This window comes from Psychrobacillus sp. 05T411 (assembly GCF_056396485.1).
This window is the reverse complement of the sequence record NZ_JBFTLO010000009.1, coordinates 53,330-72,010: the sequence shown is the minus strand read 5'-3', so window position 1 is coordinate 72,010 and position 18,681 is coordinate 53,330. Positions and strand designations below refer to the sequence as shown.

Sequence of the window (18,681 nt, the reverse complement as noted above, 5' to 3'; positions counted from 1 at the left end):
CTTATGCTTGTTCTTCAAAAGCTTGAATAATCCCTTTGACAACTTCTGTAGATTTTTCCATAACGTCTACCGAAACGTATTCATATTTGCCATGATAGTTTTCGCCACCAGTAAATATGTTAGGAGTCGGCATCCCCATGTAAGAAAGCTGAGAACCATCTGTACCGCCACGAACTGGAATAATAAGTGGTTCGATATTTTGTGCAACCATCACATCTCTTGCTACATCTACAATTTCCTTTACAGGCGTAATTTTTTCACCCATATTGTAGTATTGGTCTTCTAGTTGAACGGAAATAGCACCTTCTCCGTATTCTGCTTTGATTTTTTCCGCAGTATCTAGGAACAATTGCTTTTTCGCTTCAAATTTTTCACGATCATGATCGCGGATAATATAGCTAAGTTCTGCTTTTTCCACGTCGCCATTGAAATTCATTAAGTGGATAAATCCTTCGTAGCCTTCCGTTTTTTCAGGAACAGCATCTACTGGCATATGCGATTGGAACTTTGTTGCGATTGTAATCGAGTTCACCATTTTGTCTTTTGCAGAACCAGGATGCACACTTGTACCATTTGTTACAACATGTGCACCCGCAGCGTTGAAGCTTTCGTATTGCAATTCACCAAGCGGACCGCCATCCATTGTATAAGCAAATTTCGCACCGAATTTTTCCACGTCAAATTTATGTGGTCCACGACCGATTTCTTCATCCGGATTAAATGCCACACGAATTTTTCCGTGTTTTACATCTGGGTTTTGTACGAAGTATTCCATTGCCGTCATAATGATTGCAATACCGGCTTTATCATCGGCACCTAATAGCGTAGTGCCATCAGTAGTAAGGAGTGTGTGGCCGACATAGTTTTTAAGCTCAGGGAAATCTTTCACAGCCATTACAGTCGATGCATTTAAGGAAATATCTTTCCCATCATAGTTATCAATACGTTGCGGGTTCACATTTTTCCCAGTATAATCGGTTGCCGTATCTACATGTGCTAAAAATCCAATTGTTGGTATATCTTTATCTGTATTAGAAGGCAGCGTAGCAAATAAATAACCATTTTCATCTAAAGTAATTTCTTCTAAACCAATCTCTGCAAGCTCTTTCTCTAATAGATGTAGCAAATCCCATTGACCTTCTGTTGAAGGGCAAGTCGTACTTGCTGCATCGGACTGCGTGTCTATTTTTGCATAACGAGTTAAACGCTCGATTAATGTTTCTTTCATGTGATGAAATCCCCTTTCAAATTAAAAAGCATACACTAATTTTAACAGATTCTTTCGAATTACGGAATTGTTACTGGTGCCAGGTATTACAGGTGCCTGGCACCTGTAATAATTCATCCAGTAAATTACAATTCTGACTAAGGGACTGGTTTTTCCGACTAAACCCGAATCCCACACAAAAAGGCTACCGAAAGTTTATCTTTTCGGTAGTCCTTGCTTCAAATCTGTTCTTTTTCTTCTACTATATTTTCCGGTGGGTCGTACGTTACATATGTTCCGGCGATGAAATCATGAATTGCGCGTTTATCTTCACGGATTGCTACCATAAATGCGCTGACAATTAGTGCAATTCCAAACGTGAATGCATATATGAGACCTCCGACAACTACGCGCAAAAGCATCGTTCCGAAACCAAGTTTGGATCCATCTACTTTGGCAATCCGGATGCCCAACACTTTCTTTCCTATCGTATATCCATACCACAAAACTGGAACAAGTAATGTATATAACACATTTCCCAAACTTGTGATCGGAGTTTCATCCCAACTTCCAAAAAGCAGATAGCTAATAAAAGATAAAGGTAACCCGATAATTAGACCATCTAAAAGATTTGCAGCAAACCGAGCCCAAAAACCAGCTGGATTCAAAACTTACAACTCCCTTAATCAATTTTTATAATGCAGAGTCATCCACACTATTTAAATACGTTTCAATTGTGCCAACAACCGATTCCACGCAGCCTTCCTCAAATGGGGAGATTAAATTCGCTTCTTCTACTAATTTAGTAAAAGATTTCGAACCGCCTAATTGACATAGGTGCAGATAATCTTTCCATGCAGCTTCATGATCTTCTCTAGAACGTTTCCAAAATTGGAAGGCACAAATTTGTGCTAATGTGTAATCAATATAATAAAACGGACTAGCGTAAATATGTCCTTGACGTTGCCAGAAAGCACCCGCTTCTAAATAACTATTGCCATCATAATCGCGGTGTGGCAAATAAATTTCCTCAATTTTCTTCCAAGCAGCTTTTCGCTCAGCCGGAGTCATTTCCGGATTTTCATACACAGCATGCTGGAATTCATCTACCGCAACTCCGTAAGGCAAGAATAGAAGTCCACTGCTTAAATGTGCAAATTTATATTTATCTGTTTGCTCTTTAAAGAATAATTCCATCCAAGGCCATGTGAAAAATTCCATACTCATCGAGTGAATTTCACAAGACTCATATGTTGGCCAAATGTATTCTGGAATTCCAATATTGCGGCTCGTATATACTTGGAAAGCGTGACCAGCTTCATGTGTTAACACGTCGATATCACCGGAAGTTCCATTAAAGTTGGAGAAGATGAACGGAGACTCGTAGTCATCGATAAACGTACAATACCCTCCAGATTCTTTTCCTTTCTTTGCAACTAAATCCATCAAGTCACGATCAATCATAAATTGGAAAAACTCAGCTGTTTCAGGTGAAAGCTCATCATACATTTTCTTCCCATTTTCTACGATCCACTCGGCTGAACCTTGAGGTGTAGCATTTCCTGTTAAGAAATTCAGTGATTCATCGTAAAACTTCAATTGATCAACACCAATTCGTTTTGCTTGGCGTTCATATAGTTTACTTGCTAAAGGAACGATATAATCACGCACTTGATCACGGAACTTTTTCACCATTTCTGCATTGTAGTCGATACGATTCATACGTACGTATCCAAGTTCCACAAAGTTTTTATAGCCTAATTTCGTCGCAATCTCATGGCGAACTTTTACGAGTTGATCGTAAATATCATCAAACTTTTCCTCATGTTCTTGGAAGAAACCGAATCTTGCTTCTGTAGCTTTCTTGCGTACATCTCGGTCCGTCGATTCGGAGTAAGGTCCAAGCTGTGCAAGTGTTAAAGTTTCTCCGTTAAATTCTACTTGAGCTGAAGCTACTAACTTAGAATAATCGGAAGCTAGTTTGTTTTCCTTCTGCATAAGCGAAATAACTTCAGAAGAAAATGCTTTAATTTGAAAATCGGCCAGATCAAATAACTGACTACCCCATTTATTTTCTAGCTCTTCACGGAATGGGGAGGCTACAAGCGCTTTATAGTATTCCGTAACAAGTTCATCTACTTCAGGGCTGATCTCATCAAAATAATCCCGTTCTTTTTGATAATAATCATCGTTTGTATCAATCGATGCCCGAATGTACACCAAGTTAGCTTGCGTTGAAAAGTCATTGCGCAACTTGTTGAGTTCCTCAATTGCTGTACTTTGCTCTTCCATAGTAGAAGCCTGATTAAATTTTGTTAAAGCTTCGTTAAACTTTACTTTGTCTTCTTCCAAATTTGGACGTTTGTATTCGTAATCTTTAAATGTTACCAATGATATTCTCCTCCTCTGTCGCTTCTTCGAAATCCGAAACGTTTTCCTTTCCATTGTTCATTATTTTCTGATAGATTGCAACTATATATTTGCGACTTGATGTTTCATAGATAATATTATATTATGTTTATAAATTAATAAACAATGAATGGTTGTGTTTGTGTAATGGAGATTTCAGATTTATTTTGGAACGCTGACTTAGAACAGTTAAAAGTGGGATATGTGGAGGAAAAAGATGCTTTTATTTGTTTAGTGTGCGGCGAAAAAGTAGAGAAGGGTATTATTTATCCATATCAAGAGGTTTTATTGGAATCGGAACGATTTATGAAGTTACATATCGAACAGGTGCATGGTTCCATGTTTCATTACTTAATCGGTATGAATAAAAAGTTAACAGGGTTAACGGATCACCAAAATAGCTTACTTCGATTATTTTATGAAGGGAAAAGTGATACAGAAATTCAAGCCGAATTAAATATAGGTAGCAGTTCTACTATAAGAAATCATCGCTTTGTCCTAAAAGAAAAGGAGCGCCAAGCGAAAATTTTCTTAACGATGATGGAATTATTAAAGGAAAAAGACGACCATGCACCAGCGTTTTTACCCGTTCATAAAAATGCGACAATGGTAGATGACAGATACAATATGACGGAAGAAGAGCAGGAGGAAGTGGAAAAGAAATTTTTCCTAGAAGGTACAGATGGTCCACTAGTAAAATTCCCGAAAAAAGAAAAGCAAAAACTGGCAACACTACGCGTTATCATTAAACGGTTCGAACAAGAGAAAGTGTATAGCGAAAAAGAAATAAACGAAGTACTCAAAAATGTATATGCAGACTTCGTAACTTTAAGACGTTATTTAATCGAATATGGATTTTTAGATCGCAAAGACGACGGTAGTGAATACTGGGTAAAAAATTAACATAAAGGATGAATAAAATGGAACGAAAAAAAGAACTGAAACAAGCATATAAAGAAGTAAAGATAGAAAGCGGCGTTTATACAATTACAAATAAAGAAAATGGCAAAAAGCTCGTTGCATCAACTCGCAATTTTAAAACACTTAACGGCACGAAATTCACACTTGAAAATGGTATGCATACAAACAAAGCGTTACAAAAAGAATGGAACGAATATGGAAAAGACGCATTTGAAGTGGAGCAAGTGGAAGTATTAAAAATTTCAGAAAATCAATTTATGAATGAAAAGAAAGAACTAGAAAAACTGTTAGACCAGTGGGTGGAGAAATTGCAGCCTTATGGGGAGAAAGGGTATCATACGAAAAAAGATTAATAATAAGCTTGGTGATTACTATACGCAACAAACATGGGCAATCTATGTTTGTTGCGTATTTCTATTCCCTAGTAAACTTTTATATTAACAGAATTAATTGTCTTTTCCATCAAACTATGAAAGGAATTGTAAAAAATACTTATTTTTCACCTAATTCTAAAGAGTCGGAAAAATAATTGACTTTGGTATAACAATATTATAATATGTCATTATCAGCTTAGACATTACATCGCAGCGTTTATTTGAAAAGAAAGCGATTACACCCAAAGGATAAGGTTCTAAAATAAAGGGCTATTAAAATGATAGGAGGTTTTAACTATGCTAGATAATATACAAGAAAATAATTCAGGGGTTGTTCGTACAGTTCTTGGACCGGTCCCAACAAACGAACTTGGTGTTGTACTTATCCACGAGACACTTCTTTCTGTAATGCCTGGGGCAGAGTATGCACCTGAGATTAACATGGATAAGAGTGAAATTTTTGAGATATTAAAACGTCAACTAATGGATTACCGCCGACTTGGGGGGAATACGATTGTTGATCGTAGCGGTATGTTCCACGGTCGAGATGTCGAGCTTTATAGAACGCTTTCAAAAACTACAGGTGTACATATCATTGCATCAACTGGATTAGGACCTGAGCCAATGCTAGGTGGTTATTTTATGACACCTCAAAAAACCCCACCTACCCCTTGGTCAGCTGAACAGTTTTCTGGCCTTTTTACAAAAGAAGTGACGGAAGGAATTGTTATACCACGTGTTGAACGTTCGAGTTCAGCAGGACTAGTAACATCAATCGCTTCTAGAACAGGGAGAACACAAGTAGAAACTAGTCTGTTCCAAGGCTCTGCATTGACGGCGCTTTCAACTGGCATACCAGTATCGGTACAATATGGTGCTGATGCTGTAAACGATTTAGAGGTTTTATTAAGTGAGGGTATCGCTCCGAATCGTGTCATTATCGGAGGTCTTGATAGTTTAGATGCGGTAGAAAGTAGAGTAGTTTTCGAAATTGCTGAACGTGGAGCATATGTCGCGATTGACCATGTTGGTTGGTCATCCAATGAAGGCTATATAAGTGATATAGAACGTGCTAGGTTGGTCGCTGAATTATTTGCAGTAGGATATGGTGAACGGATATTAATCTCTAGTAATACGGTTGGTGTGGCTAAAGGTCATGAAGCAAAAGAGCTTGGTGTAGATCACTTATTAACATCATTCGTACCGCAACTTCGTAAAGCGGGAGTAACAGAAGAACAAATTCGTACTTTACTTCAGGAAAATCCACAAAAAGTATTAACAATGGATCCTTCAGCAGAGCAAAAGATTTCTGGATGGAACTATGAATGGGATAAATTATATCAACCTGTCACTAATTAAGAAGAACAGATAAAGAGTAATTTTAAAATAAGGAGTGATAAACATGGGGAAAATTAATACTGTTTTAGGTCCAATCCCAACGGAAGATTTGGGAATCGTAGCAATGCACGAGCATATTGGATTTGGTTTACCGGGGTGTGACTTAGATACACAATGGTGGAAAAAACCTGAAGAGGCATTCGAAGTAACACTCCAAAAATTACGCCGCTTTCGTGAGCATGGAGGAAAAACGTTTGTTGACTGTACAGGGATTGGGAATGGTCGCGATATCGAATATTTCCAAGTACTGTCCCGCAGAACGGGGGTTCATATTGTCGCAGTTACAGGATTTGTAGCAGCTGACTCAGCTTTACCATACTTCCGTAACAAATCAGTTGAATATCTTACCGATTTACTTGTTCATGAAATAACGGTAGGTATTGATGGTACAGATGCGAAAGCGGGTGCTATAAAAGTAGGAGTTAGTCGTGGTGGAAAACTAAATGAGTTAGATAAACGTATTTATCGCGCCGCTGCACGTGCGGCATTAAAAACTGGTGCCCCAATCATTACACATCTATGTGTAGACGCTGAGACTGCAATTGATATTTTCAAAGAAGAGGGTCTATCACTTGATCGTATTCTTTTCGGGCATGCAGATGACGGAGGGTATCTTGATGAAGCTCGTGATTCAAACATTGCAGAGCTAGGTGGTTATGTAGGTTTTGACACGATTGGCTATGACAGTGAGGTAGAGGGTGCACCTTATTGGTCAAGACCCCGCCAAGACCGTGTAGACCATTTCCTTCGTTTCCTTGATAAAGGATTTTTAGATCGTGCAGTTATTTCAGCAGATGCCAACTGCTGTGCGTTAGGGTGGCCTGGATTGAAAGGGCATTCGGTCAATTATTTATTCGAGGAATTCATACCAGATCTTCGTAAAGCTGGCGTGGGTGAAGAAGTATTTGAGCAGCTCTTAATTCATACTCCTGCCAAAATTTTAACGATGAAAGAGCCTCGTTTAGTTGGTGTTCGAGAAGCAGTGGCAATATCTGAATAAAATAAAGTAGATTTTTAATCTAGAAGTCTACGAAAAAGGGGTTAAGCAAAATGAGTGTTAAAGGGATAGCTTATATTGCTGGTGCATACGAACACCCAACGCGTAAGGCTGAAAACAAGTCTGTTGCAGCCTTACATGCAGAATGTGCTAAAGGTGCTTTGGAAGATGCGGGGCTATCGTTTGCAGATGTAGATGGTTACTTTTGTGCTGGTGACGCTCCAGGGGGTGCCTTAACTATGGTCGATTACCTAGGGCTTAATGTTCGCTATGTCGATTCTACGGAATTGGGTGGGTCATCGTACATCGCACACGTTTCACATGCAGCGCAGGCCATTGCAGCAGGCAAATGTAATGTAGCATTGATCACAATGGCAGGCCGTCCACGCTCAGAAGGTAGAAGTGGTGTCAAACAAAAGATTGTTGGTGCGAATGTTCCAGATACACCATTTGAACTTCCTTATGGTCCGACTGCAGTGAATGAGTATGCAATGGCTACAATGCGTCATATGCATGAATTTGGTACGACGAGTGAACAGTTAGCATGGGTTAAAGTTGCTGCTTCTCATCATGCCCAATACAATTCAAACGCAATTCTACGCGATTTAGTGACTGTTGAAGACGTACTGGCATCTCCTCTAATTGCAGATCCATTACACCGATTAGATTGCTGTGTTGTTAGTGATGGTGGTGGTGCATTAGTTGTGGTGAAAGCTGAGATAGCAAAAAGTCTAAAACGACCACTTGTCCGAGTAATGGGTAGTGGTGAAGCACCTAAAGGACTATTAGGTGGCAAAGTAGATCTTACATATACGGGAGCAATCTGGTCAGGACCTAGAGCTTTTGAAGAAGCGGGGGTAACGCCTCAAGATATTAAATATGCTTCCATCTATGATAGCTTCACCATTACGGTGTTGATGCAACTCGAGGATTTAGGTTTTTGTAAGAAAGGTGAAGGTGGTAAGTTTGTTGCGGATGGGAACCTAATTTCAGGTGTTGGCAAGCTTCCAATTAATACGGATGGTGGTGGTTTAAATAATAATCACCCAGCAAGCCGAGGTGGCATCATTAAAGTAATCGAAGCTGTTCGTCAGTTACGTGGAGAGGCGCAACCTGAAGTACAGGTGAAAGATTGTGACATTGCATTGGCTCATGGTACTGGTGGGGGGCTAGCAAGTCGTCACGGTAGTGCGACACTTATCTTGGAGAGGGTGTAGATTATGGTAACTACGTATCAATCAAGAACGATGGCAATCCCTGAAATCCATCCAGAACATAAAGAGTATTGGGATGCAACTGCAAAAGGAAAGCTATTGATCAAGCAGTGTTATTCATGTGGGGAGTATCATTATTATCCACGGGTGCTATGCCCATATTGCATGAGCGATGAAACGACATGGATAGAAGCAAAAGGCACTGGAAGTATCTACACATATAGTGTGATGCGACGAGGTGTTCCATATGCAATTGCATTCGTTGAGCTCCATGAAGGTCCGAAAATGATGACAAATATTGTAGATTGCGACCTCGATAAAGTGCGCATCAATCAAAAAGTAAAAGTAGTATTCAAACAAAGTGGAGATCAAGACAATGTGGGACCTTTTGTTGCCTGTTTCACCCCAGTTGAGGAATAATTACGGTTTAAATAGATAGAAGAGTTTATAAAAGGAGCGGATCCAAATGATCATTACTAAAGATGAACGTATTAAAATGCGTGACGGTGTGCATATCGCTGCAGATATTTACCGTCCTGAAGGTACCGAAAAAGTACCAGCATTACTTGCTATTAGTCCCTACGGTAAAGAACTACAAGCACAGGCACTCACCTTACCGCCACAAGCACGTCCCAGTCATCTTTGGAACGGAGCAATTGAAGCAGGGGATATTCATGAGGTAGTATCAAGAGGTTATGCGCATATTATTGCAGACGTACGAGGTACAGGTGGTTCTGAAGGCCAAATGTGTGGTAACTACAATTCCGGTGGTCATGGGGATGGAAAAGACATTTATGACCTCGTGGAATGGTTAGCCGAGCAAGATTGGTGCGATGGCAATATCGGGATGATTGGTATTTCATATTTTGCATCCGTTCAACTATTAGGTGCAGCTGAGCAACCCCCGCACTTAAAAGCAATTTTTGCAAACGGAGGTCATTTCGATCTTTATGAACTTTGTTATCATGGTGGAATTATGTGGCTAATGCCACGCGCTTCTCGTGAAGGACGCGGCGGCGATAGCGGTAATGCATTCAATAATGTAGCAAGTAAGAGCTCGAAAGTTTTTTCGCCAGAAGAGCTTAAACAAAAAACGCAAGAGCGCTTAAACGATCCAGATATCGCACATTGGTCAGACTTTGTTCATTTATTACATTATCAAGATCGACATGAATTGTGGATGGATTACTTATTGAATCCACTAGACGGACCGTTCTGGCAAAAAGACTCTGCAATAGAAGTAGCGCATAAAGTGACTATCCCAACTTACTTCCAAGCAAAATGGGGACGCGGTTGGAACGTGGAAGGCACAATCGAAGGTTTTCATAAAGTATCAGGCATTAAAAAACTCGATATCCAAGCGCTTCCGCCGATGTTAGAACGACCATTCCATGAAAACCACGACGAGATGTTCCGATGGTATGATTACTGGTTAAAAGGTATTGATACAGGCATTATGGATGAACCAGCAGTTCAGTTCTCTGTAGAGGGTTCTTACAAATGGCGTGGTGAGGATCAATGGCCACTACCATATGAAGAAAAGAAAGAGTTCTACTTACGTCCACGTCACAAAATTAGCGCTAAACCAGAACCATTAACATCTGAATACGCACATCCAGATGGATTCTACCAAGCACCATTAACCGTAACAACCAAATCAGAAGCGATTAAATGGACTAGTGATAAATTCTTAGAGCCAGTAGAAATGACAGGCACTGGGGCATTATATATCCACGCAGAAATCGATACGGATGACACGAACTTTATCGCCAAGCTCTACGATGTAGATCCAAGCGGCAAACGTACTTTAATGACTTCAGGTTATTTAAAGGCATCCCATCGCGAATTAAATGAAAAAAAATCTACATATGGGGAGCCGTGGCATCCACATAACCGTGCAATCCCAGTACCACCTAGTGAAATTATTGAGTATGCAATCCGTCTATATCCATTCTCCTTCCTAATAAAGCAAGGCCATCGTATGGAATTGGAACTTGGATGTAACGAACCACTTGATGGAGAAGATGCGAAATTATTACCACCAGATAGCTATCATTTACCAAGTGGTCGTGCGACAATGCACAAGATTTATCGAGACAAAGATCATCAATCTCGCCTAGTTTTACCAGTCATTCCGAAAGAGTTCAATATTCTTAATTAAAGGAGTGAAACGATTGCAAAATTCAGTACGTATTATTCCAATTGAATGTAAATTTGGTCCAGTCTCTGCATTTGCTTATTATGTGGATGCGGTAGAACCGGCAATCATTGATACCGGCGTTCATGCATCTGCTACGCAAGACATTGAACCAATTCTAGCCGAACACGGTATACGAATAGAGGACATTCGTTGGATTCTACTAACGCATGGTCATGTGGATCATCTAGGTGGCGCTTATGCAGTATGGGAAAAGACAGGACGCCGCGCAAAAGTAGTGATACCGAAAAAAGAGGCTCGATTATTACGAGATCGTAATGAACAGATTGTTGATTACAAAGCATTACAAGCGAAATATATTACCGATACAACCACACAAGAAAAGCATATAGCCATGTTAACAACGGATATCGGTGGCAATATAGAACCGGAACTAGAAGTGAAAGATGGCGATCACATCAGCCTTGGTAATGACGTATCGTTTACCGTTGTGGAAACACCAGGACACTCCATTGGATCCGTGACATTTGTGCTAGATGATCTAAATTGGGCATTTGCGGCAGATGCGGTCCAAATGTATGGTGGATTAAGCGGCTTACCTACAATTGAAAAACCGCGACTATACCGTGAAAGTGTAAATCGCTTATTGGAAGAAGTTCGTCCAAGTCGTTTGTACTTAGGGCATCCATTCCGTAATATCAATGGCCAACTGCAAAAAGCACAAATCACTGGTGATGAAGTAGTATCTGTGTTGCAAGCAAGCCTTGACATGGATGCGAAGTTGAAGGACCTTGTGCAGCGACATCTTTCAGGAGATACAAGGACGAGCGAAAGTGGTGGAATATATGGACCGTTTGAATCCATTGCAACGGAACTTGGCTATACAGGTGATCCAAGGCACTTACCTTGCACATTTTTTGTCACAATGCACGGTTATCAAGAAGAACTAGATGGTACACATAAAAAATGAAAGGGGGAAAATCTAATGATCCAAAAAAAATATGAAAATGTAGCACAATCTATTGCAGATATGAAGGACGGAGCAACACTTCTCGTCGGAGGATTTGGAGGTAGCGGACTACCATTAAATCTTATCGCCGCCCTTACTGAGCAAGGCACGAAAGATCTGACGGTTGTATCAAATAATATAGGTGCTGTTAGTGATGGTGTGGCATCACTAATTAGCAACAACCAAGTAAAGAAGATTATTTGTTCTTTCCCAGTAGGTCCTCACGCTGACGATTTAGTAGAGCGGCTTCAAAAAGGTACGATTGAGCTAGAAATTGTCCCTCAAGGAACATTAGCGGAGCGTATTCGTGCAGGTGGTGCAGGAATTCCAGCTTTTTACACGCCAACAGGGGTGCAGACAGAGCTTGGAGAAGGAAAGGAAACACGTGATTTTAATGGTCGAGAATACCTTTTAGAGCATGCGATTGTAGGAGATTACGCTTTTGTTAGAGCACATCGCGCAGATCGTTGGGGAAATCTTGTTTATCGTAAAACACAAAGGAATTTTAACCCTGTGATGGCGACAGCGGCAAAAATTACAATTGCTGAAGTGGACAAAATTGTAGAAATTGGACAAATCGATCCAGAAACGATTGTTACACAGAGCGTCTACGTACATCGTTTAGTGCAATTGAAAAGCGAAGGGAAGGTATTAGTACATGAGTAAAGTTCAAAATCAAATTGGATGGTCAATGCCAGAACTAGCCTCTCGAGTAGCTTTAGACTTAGAAGATGGGTGGTTCGTGAATCTTGGAATCGGTTTACCTACACTTGTAGCTGATTACATTCCGGAAGGAAAAGAAATCATTTTACACAGTGAAAATGGACTTCTTGGATTGGGACCAAAACCAGAATCAGGAAAAGAGGATTGGGATCTTGTAAATGCAGGAAAAGAGCCAATAACACTAAAACCGGGAGGCTCATTCTTCTCGCAATCAGAATCCTTTGCCATGATTCGTGGTGGTCACCTAGACGCAGCAATTCTTGGCGCATTTCAAGTATCACAGTACGGAGACTTAGCAAGTTGGAAGCTTCCTAACGCAACTCTTGGACGCGTTGGCGGCGCAATGGACCTTACTGCTGGTAGTAAACGAGTTTTTCTGTTTATGCAACATACAAGTAAGCAAGGTCCAAAAATTGTAGAAGAATGCACGTATCCGCTAACGACTCCTCGTTGTGTAGACCGAATTTATACAAACCTTGCAATAATCGACGTAACAGAGACTGGACTTGTTGTTTTAGAACTTGCTCCTAATGTTTCATTTGAATACGTACAAGAACGTACTGCAGCAAAGCTTAAGCTACATGCTAGCTTACAAAAAGAAACGATTGGAGTACAGCAATGACTAGACATGCATTAAAACTTACTATTGACCGTCAATCGGGGGTGCCACTTTATAAACAGATTAAAGAAATATTGATAAAGGAGCTACAGGCAGCTGCTGGGGAGACGGGTCGCCCATTTAGCACCGAGCATGAACTTGTGGAGCGGTTCCGTGTGAGTCGGGCGCCTGTTCGTCAGGCACTGAAGGAGCTTGCAAACGAAGGGTACGTTTACCGAGAGCGAGCAAAGGGCACCTTCCCTGTTCAGGAAATGCCCGTACGACCTCCGGGTCTAGAGTTAGGGGGACTTGTTGGCTTTCTTCGCGATCAAGGGATGGAATGCAAATCGAAAATATTAAGCGTTGATTGGGTATTACCTACAGAAAATCTTCGTGAAATCCTTCGTATTGAGCCGAATGACAACGTTTTAAGAATTTCTCGTTTAATCATGCTCAAAGGGAAACCGCTCGTTTGGGCACAGACTTACCTGCTTGTACCAGAAGATTTCCAACCGGGTAAACGAGAGCTTGAAGAAGCAGAGAGTGTCTTTGTGCTTCTTGAGAGAGACCAAGGAATCCTCATTTCTCGAGGAGATCATCAAATTTATGCATCTGGTGCTAGCCAAATGGTGGCAGAGGTTTTAGACATTGAAGACAGAGAACCTGTTCTAATAACGGAAACCAAACTGTACACGCGTAATGACCGTCTTATAGGCTGGAGAAAGGCTGTCCATATTGCAGATGATTACAAGTTATCTTTTTCAGTGAATCGTTGAGATGGTTCACAATAGGGGTGTATGAATAAAAAATAGTTGTGAAAAAACACATTTAGGGGGAAATGTTTATGAAGTCAAAAGCTGAATTAAGAATTGCAATTATTGGTGGAGGTATTGGGGGGGCATCAGCTGCAGTCGCATTAAAGGCAAAAGGAATTCGTGCAGACGTGTATGAGCAAGCATCATCTATGAAGGAAGTTGGAGCGGGAATTGGGATTCGGCCGCCAAGCGTAAGATGCTTTAAGGAATGGGGTCTATTTGAAGCACTAGAAAAAGTAACAACACAAAGTGACCACATGGAAATTATTGCAGGAGATGATCATGTTCTTATTAAAGAAGCATGGCCGGTATTAACCGATGACAAAACAGAAGCTTATGCTCGTCTAGTTCACCGTGCAGATCTATTAGAAACAATTGTGTCGGGTATTCCAGAAAATCAAATTCATTTAAATCATCGTTGTGAGAAAATTATCGACCACGGAGATTATGCGGAAGTCACCTTTGAAAATGGCACAACAATTGAAGCAGATCTTGTCATTGCAGCAGATGGTATTCGTTCAACAGTCCGTAATCAGGTTTTAAAGCATGCGGAGCCGGTATATTCAGGCTATCTTGCGCACCGTGTATTAATTGACTTTGACGATGCACTTGGTTTGGCTTCAAAGGAAAATATTTTGCGTATTTATGTAGACGGTGATAATTCCTTTTATTTATTGCCGTTAGAGCATCGCAATCAAGTGTCCGTAGATATCACGGTGCCAGGTAAATTTGCTTGGAAACCAGAATTAACAAAAGAAGAGATTTTAGCGAGCATTACAGGTTTTGGTCCAACACTTCAAAAATTAGTAGAGAATATCGCATTTGAAGACATTGTGACTCGTCCATTATGTGATTTAGAACCAATTGAAAAATGGAGCACGAAATCAGTTACGCTAATTGGTGATTCGGCTCATGCAATGCTCCACAATCAAGGGCAAGGTGCAAACATGGCCATGCAAGATGCGGAGGTATTAGCAAAAGCAATCCTAGAAGCGGATACAATTGCTGAGGCACTACAAGATTATGAAGAAAAACGTAAACCAATTACAAAGCTTTACCAAGAATTATCTCGTCTATTTCCATCAGATCAAGCTGAAACTGCTTTCCCAGAAAAAGCCCACTTCTAGAAGATTGCTAAAAATAAGAAGTTCCTTACCTATTCAATAGGTAAGGAATTCGATTCGTTTATTAAATGAATCTGAACGAAAAAAATAAGGAGGCTACTCACAGATGCCAGTACATCCCGAGATAAAGAAAGTTTTGGAGTTCATACCGAAATCAGATTTGAAACAAAAGGTGATTCCAGAAGAACATCGTAAAATATTTGATGCACCAGCTTTGCCAGTGGAACAAAGAGAACAAGTATATCGTGTCGAAGACAAAACAGTGTCAACGTCTGATGCAGAACTGACTGTTCGTATTTACACACCAAAAGAAACAGACGCTTACCCAGTTTTAATGTATTTCCATGGCGGTGCCTTCTTCTCTGGAAACTTAGAAAGTCATGATGATGTAGCGCGTTCCTTATGTGCAGCATCTGGCTATAAAGTCATTGCTGTTGATTTTCGTCTTGCTCCTGACCATCCTTTTCCTGCAGCGCTAGATGATAGCTATAATGTAACAAAATGGGTAACGGAACAGAAGGATGCATTAAAATGGGATGGTAAGAATCTGGCTCTTGCGGGTGATAGCTCTGGTGGAAACTTAGTTGCTGCTGTTTCTTTAATGGCCCGTGACAAAAAGGAGTTCACAATTACAAAGCAAGTATTATTCTATCCATCATTAGACCTTGATTTTAGTGAATTCCGTTATCCATCATTATTGGAAAATGGTACAGGTTATTTCGTGGAAAGTGATCAATTAGCTGAACTTAATAGTTTCTATTTGCTAGGTGATGTTAATACAGATAACCCGCTTGTTTCACCGATCCGTGAAGAAAATTTAGAAGACATTCCAGAATCTCTTATTATTACAGCAGAATATGACCCATTTAGAGACGAAGGAGAGTTATTTGGTGAGAATTTAAAGAAAGCTGGTGTACATGTGGAAGTGAAGCGATATGAAGGCGTAACGCATGGCTTCTTAGGGAAATGGACACATCTCGATGAATATAAAGACGTTTACAAGTTTACAGGTGATTTTCTGAATGCTAAGTAAAAAGTGTTTGTCTCCTTTATAATTTAATAAAGGAATGAAAAAACCTAGCCCAGTTCTTTTTAAAAGTGGGCTAGGTTTTTATTTGCAAACTGATACTATAGGAAACCGATACATAAAAATTAATGAAAGGTGATGCTGAAATAATTATAGACTTATGGATTAATCACAAGACCATCTTCAGCAGCTATAATTTCTCCTTTAAAACCTGCATCTGCAAATACTGCTGAAATATTTTTATTATCCACCTTACCAAGACCGATATGAGTTAGAACAACTTTTTTAACATCTGAATCTGCAGCCATCTTGGCAAGTTCTTCTGTAGTGGCATGAGATTTCTTTAAACCATTTTTTAAATTTTCCCGTGCTTGTTCAGGCACGTCTGTATAATCACTAGTTAGCATTCCATCAATAACTAGAATATCTGCATTCTTTGCAAATGAGGAGAAGTTTTCAGAAAAAGTTAAATCACCTGAAATAACTACACTTTGTCCATTTGCATCAAAACGGTATGCATAGGTTGGAACTGTGTGCGGGACAGGAATAGATGTAATTTTCACGCCATCAAGTTCAAAACTATATTTATCCTCTGTGAAATCTTTAATATTCACATTTGTTAAAAGTCCATCTTTTGGCCAGCCTAAACTAGCACGGTATTCTAAATCTTCCTTAAAAAAGTTAACAGTAATATCATAAAGTTCTTGGACTTGAGGTCCTATAAGATTAAGAGAACGCCTTCCTGTAGGTCCTTGCCATCCATCAATAAAAAAGTTCCAAAAGTCACCATTATGGTCAACGTGTTGATGTGTAAACAACATATTTGTAATTCTTTCCGCAGGTAGACCAATCTTTAATAGCGTGCTAGTTGTATTTGCGCCACTGTCGACTAAGAAAAATTTATCTTGAAATTGGACTAATGTACTTGGAGCTCCACGGTTAATCTCAGTTTTTGGATTGCCTGATCCAACTGTCACAACTCGAAAACCAATAGGAACTGTTTCAAATACAGATTGTTTTACTTTGCTAGAATTATTCTGGTGGCTGTTCACTTGATTTTGTTGAGTTTTCTCACTACCTGCAGCTACTTGGTTACTACAGCCACTTATTACTACAAATAAGCATAAAACAACAAATAGAAACTTTCTATTCATATATTCAACTCTCCTTCTATTATTAAATTTTTTAAAATATATGGTTAGCAAGAAGTCCACCTCTTCAGGAAGAAGTGGACTAAACTTTTTGTGAATTAAGGTTGTACTGAAACACTAGTGTTCACTACTGGTTCCTGTGTTTGATTAACTTTAGACGGTGCTGTTTCTTTAAAGAATAATGTGAATATAAATGCAATAAGACCAGCAACAGCGGCAACGTATAATGGTGTTTGAATACCGTACATATCTGCTAAAGCACCATTTACCATTGGATTTAAGAATCCACCGATTAACTCACCAATACCGATGGTTAAACCAATTGCAAGGCCAGAGTATTGTAGTGGAACAGACTCCACTGGAATAACTGACATCGACATACCGATTACACCTGAACCGGCAGAACCGATGAATAAAAGCACCATCATTAATGGAATAGAGTCAACAAATACGATACTTAGTGGCACAAGAATTAATAACAAACCAGAAACTGCAGAAGCCGGTTTACGACCAGTACGCTCTGAAAGGGTTGGGATTAAAAAACCGAAGATTGCATAACCAACCCCGAAAGAAGCCATTACTAAACTCATTGTTGTACTAGATAAACCTTTTGCTTGTACTAAGTATGTTGGTGCAAAAATTTGGAATGCCATTAATGTTGTCATAACTAAACTAAAAACAATAATAGACAACCAAATATTGCGATGTTTAAGAATATCTTTTACTTTCACTTTTTCAGTAGATTTTGTTTCATGCATGGAGTGGAATTTCGCTGGATCTGGATTCTTAACTCCTTTTAAAATCATAAAGCTTAAAATGATCCCTGGAATAATCGTTAAATAGAATGCAGTATGCCAGTCAAACTTAGTTGCTAAAGCAACGATTAATATAGGTGCTAAAATACTTCCGAATAATGCGTTACTTGTGTTCATCGTAAAACCTAAGTTAAATCCTTTACGACGCTCAGAAGATTCTATTGCTAAAATCGATTGTGTTTGTGGAATCAGCGGACCTTCTACAATACCCATTAATAGACGTAATACAAATAACATACCGAATGTTTGTGCTAAACCATGTAATAATGAGATCACAGAAAATGCCAGTACTAAAATTGCTAACATTACTTTCTTGCTTTTCACTTTATCCGAGATAAATCCACCTAATGGACCCGAAATCGACCAAGTTAATGCCAGTGCTGATCCCAGTAAACCTAGTTGCGTGTAGTTTAATCCTAAATCTTCAGAAATCATTGGGAATAAGTAGTTAATCGCTAAACGGTCAAAGAATACAAACCCTATTACAAAGAAGAAGATTATCGTTAATTTATTTTCATAGTTCCAAAATCTCTTTTTTTCCATTAATAAAACACTCCCTTTATTAAAATTAGAATATTAAGAAAACTTTAAGCGTTTTTCCCCCATTAACAGTACCTTCAAAGATATGTTAAATATCACCACCCTTGAATATCCATTTCCTGTGGATAAAGCGCTTACATATTATTGGAAAGCTATTCATAAAAATAACCCGTAAATGTAAAGTGGTGGTTTTCATTTACG

General features: G+C 39.5%; 18 protein-coding genes. 13 read left to right on the top strand and 5 right to left on the bottom strand.

The window, feature by feature from the left end; translation table 11 throughout:
• Position 1: 1 nt before the first annotated feature.
• The 3 genes from pepT to AC1DFT_RS09610 all read right to left on the bottom strand — a co-directional run bounded on the left by pepT (position 2) and on the right by AC1DFT_RS09610 (position 3,598).
• Positions 2-1,228 carry a peptidase T gene (gene pepT, locus AC1DFT_RS09620; RefSeq protein WP_477918974.1) on the bottom strand — a complete coding sequence of 409 codons (1,227 nt, stop codon included), beginning with the start codon at positions 1,226-1,228 and terminating at the stop codon, positions 2-4.
• Positions 1,229-1,446: 218 nt separating this feature from the next.
• Positions 1,447-1,875 carry an RDD family protein gene (locus tag AC1DFT_RS09615; protein ID WP_477918973.1) on the bottom strand — a complete coding sequence of 143 codons (429 nt, stop codon included), beginning with the start codon at positions 1,873-1,875 and terminating at the stop codon, positions 1,447-1,449.
• 25 nt (positions 1,876-1,900) lie between these two features.
• Positions 1,901-3,598 (bottom strand): M3 family oligoendopeptidase, encoded by a 1,698-nt coding sequence (locus AC1DFT_RS09610; protein ID WP_477918972.1) that lies wholly within the window; start codon positions 3,596-3,598, stop codon positions 1,901-1,903.
• A 165-nt stretch (positions 3,599-3,763) separates the two neighbouring features.
• On the opposite strand from AC1DFT_RS09610, the gene AC1DFT_RS09605 reads away from it, so the two are divergent.
• The 13 genes from AC1DFT_RS09605 (at position 3,764) to AC1DFT_RS09545 (ending at position 15,980) form a co-directional block, all read left to right on the top strand.
• Entirely contained in the window at positions 3,764-4,519 is a 756-nt protein-coding gene (locus AC1DFT_RS09605) for a DUF2087 domain-containing protein (RefSeq protein ID WP_477918971.1), read from the top strand.
• A 17-nt stretch (positions 4,520-4,536) separates the two neighbouring features.
• Positions 4,537-4,890: a GIY-YIG nuclease family protein gene (locus AC1DFT_RS09600; RefSeq protein WP_477918970.1), complete on the top strand. Its 354-nt coding sequence runs from the start codon at positions 4,537-4,539 to the stop codon at positions 4,888-4,890.
• A 318-nt stretch (positions 4,891-5,208) separates the two neighbouring features.
• The gene (locus AC1DFT_RS09595; protein WP_477918969.1) at positions 5,209-6,270 is read left to right on the top strand and encodes a phosphotriesterase family protein; all 1,062 of its coding nucleotides are present in this window, start codon (positions 5,209-5,211) and stop codon (positions 6,268-6,270) included.
• Positions 6,271-6,313: 43 nt separating this feature from the next.
• Positions 6,314-7,309, top strand: coding sequence for a phosphotriesterase family protein (locus AC1DFT_RS09590; protein ID WP_477918968.1), 996 nt, complete (start codon positions 6,314-6,316; stop codon positions 7,307-7,309).
• Positions 7,310-7,359: 50 nt separating this feature from the next.
• A complete protein-coding gene (locus AC1DFT_RS09585) occupies positions 7,360-8,523 on the top strand; it encodes a thiolase domain-containing protein (protein WP_477918967.1) in 1,164 nt (387 codons plus the stop codon).
• Positions 8,524-8,526: 3 nt separating this feature from the next.
• A complete protein-coding gene (locus tag AC1DFT_RS09580) occupies positions 8,527-8,940 on the top strand; it encodes a Zn-ribbon domain-containing OB-fold protein (protein WP_477918966.1) in 414 nt (137 codons plus the stop codon).
• A gap of 46 nt (positions 8,941-8,986) precedes the next feature.
• Positions 8,987-10,681, top strand: a complete 1,695-nt coding sequence (locus AC1DFT_RS09575) for a CocE/NonD family hydrolase (RefSeq protein ID WP_477918965.1) — start codon at positions 8,987-8,989, stop codon at positions 10,679-10,681.
• Positions 10,682-10,694: 13 nt separating this feature from the next.
• A complete protein-coding gene (locus AC1DFT_RS09570; RefSeq protein WP_477918964.1) occupies positions 10,695-11,648 on the top strand; it encodes an MBL fold metallo-hydrolase in 954 nt (317 codons plus the stop codon).
• Between the two features lie 18 nt (positions 11,649-11,666).
• Complete coding sequence (locus AC1DFT_RS09565; protein WP_477919052.1) at positions 11,667-12,353, top strand: CoA transferase subunit A; 687 nt, start codon at positions 11,667-11,669, stop codon at positions 12,351-12,353.
• Entirely contained in the window at positions 12,346-13,032 is a 687-nt protein-coding gene (locus tag AC1DFT_RS09560; protein ID WP_477918963.1) for a 3-oxoacid CoA-transferase subunit B, read from the top strand. Before AC1DFT_RS09565 ends, AC1DFT_RS09560 begins: the two co-directional genes overlap by 8 nt.
• Positions 13,029-13,784 (top strand): GntR family transcriptional regulator, encoded by a 756-nt coding sequence (locus AC1DFT_RS09555; RefSeq protein ID WP_477918962.1) that lies wholly within the window; start codon positions 13,029-13,031, stop codon positions 13,782-13,784. Before AC1DFT_RS09560 ends, AC1DFT_RS09555 begins: the two co-directional genes overlap by 4 nt.
• 68 nt (positions 13,785-13,852) lie before the next feature.
• Entirely contained in the window at positions 13,853-14,950 is a 1,098-nt protein-coding gene (locus AC1DFT_RS09550; RefSeq protein WP_477918961.1) for an FAD-dependent oxidoreductase, read from the top strand.
• Positions 14,951-15,053: 103 nt separating this feature from the next.
• Complete coding sequence (locus AC1DFT_RS09545) at positions 15,054-15,980, top strand: alpha/beta hydrolase (protein ID WP_477918960.1); 927 nt, start codon at positions 15,054-15,056, stop codon at positions 15,978-15,980.
• 152 nt (positions 15,981-16,132) lie between these two features.
• Here AC1DFT_RS09545 and AC1DFT_RS09540 read toward each other — a convergent pair whose 3' ends face one another.
• Complete coding sequence (locus tag AC1DFT_RS09540) at positions 16,133-17,128, bottom strand: MBL fold metallo-hydrolase (RefSeq protein WP_477918959.1); 996 nt, start codon at positions 17,126-17,128, stop codon at positions 16,133-16,135.
• A gap of 95 nt (positions 17,129-17,223) precedes the next feature.
• Positions 17,224-18,483 carry an MFS transporter gene (locus AC1DFT_RS09535; protein ID WP_477918958.1) on the bottom strand — a complete coding sequence of 420 codons (1,260 nt, stop codon included), beginning with the start codon at positions 18,481-18,483 and terminating at the stop codon, positions 17,224-17,226.
• Between the last annotated feature and the right edge of the window lie 198 nt (positions 18,484-18,681).

What these genes read in the sequence shown, in the direction of transcription:
- pepT (WP_477918974.1), bottom strand. Translation starts at nt 1,228, where the DNA reads ATGAAAGAAACATTAATCGAGCGTTTAACTCGTTATGCAAAAATAGAC.
- AC1DFT_RS09605 (WP_477918971.1), top strand. Translation starts at nt 3,764, where the DNA reads ATGGAGATTTCAGATTTATTTTGGAACGCTGACTTAGAACAGTTAAAA.
- AC1DFT_RS09600 (WP_477918970.1), top strand. Translation starts at nt 4,537, where the DNA reads ATGGAACGAAAAAAAGAACTGAAACAAGCATATAAAGAAGTAAAGATA.
- AC1DFT_RS09595 (WP_477918969.1), top strand. Translation starts at nt 5,209, where the DNA reads ATGCTAGATAATATACAAGAAAATAATTCAGGGGTTGTTCGTACAGTT.
- AC1DFT_RS09590 (WP_477918968.1), top strand. Translation starts at nt 6,314, where the DNA reads ATGGGGAAAATTAATACTGTTTTAGGTCCAATCCCAACGGAAGATTTG.
- AC1DFT_RS09585 (WP_477918967.1), top strand. Translation starts at nt 7,360, where the DNA reads ATGAGTGTTAAAGGGATAGCTTATATTGCTGGTGCATACGAACACCCA.
- AC1DFT_RS09580 (WP_477918966.1), top strand. Translation starts at nt 8,527, where the DNA reads ATGGTAACTACGTATCAATCAAGAACGATGGCAATCCCTGAAATCCAT.
- AC1DFT_RS09575 (WP_477918965.1), top strand. Translation starts at nt 8,987, where the DNA reads ATGATCATTACTAAAGATGAACGTATTAAAATGCGTGACGGTGTGCAT.
- AC1DFT_RS09560 (WP_477918963.1), top strand. Translation starts at nt 12,346, where the DNA reads ATGAGTAAAGTTCAAAATCAAATTGGATGGTCAATGCCAGAACTAGCC.
- AC1DFT_RS09555 (WP_477918962.1), top strand. Translation starts at nt 13,029, where the DNA reads ATGACTAGACATGCATTAAAACTTACTATTGACCGTCAATCGGGGGTG.
- AC1DFT_RS09550 (WP_477918961.1), top strand. Translation starts at nt 13,853, where the DNA reads ATGAAGTCAAAAGCTGAATTAAGAATTGCAATTATTGGTGGAGGTATT.
- AC1DFT_RS09545 (WP_477918960.1), top strand. Translation starts at nt 15,054, where the DNA reads ATGCCAGTACATCCCGAGATAAAGAAAGTTTTGGAGTTCATACCGAAA.
- AC1DFT_RS09540 (WP_477918959.1), bottom strand. Translation starts at nt 17,128, where the DNA reads ATGAATAGAAAGTTTCTATTTGTTGTTTTATGCTTATTTGTAGTAATA.
- AC1DFT_RS09535 (WP_477918958.1), bottom strand. Translation starts at nt 18,483, where the DNA reads ATGGAAAAAAAGAGATTTTGGAACTATGAAAATAAATTAACGATAATC.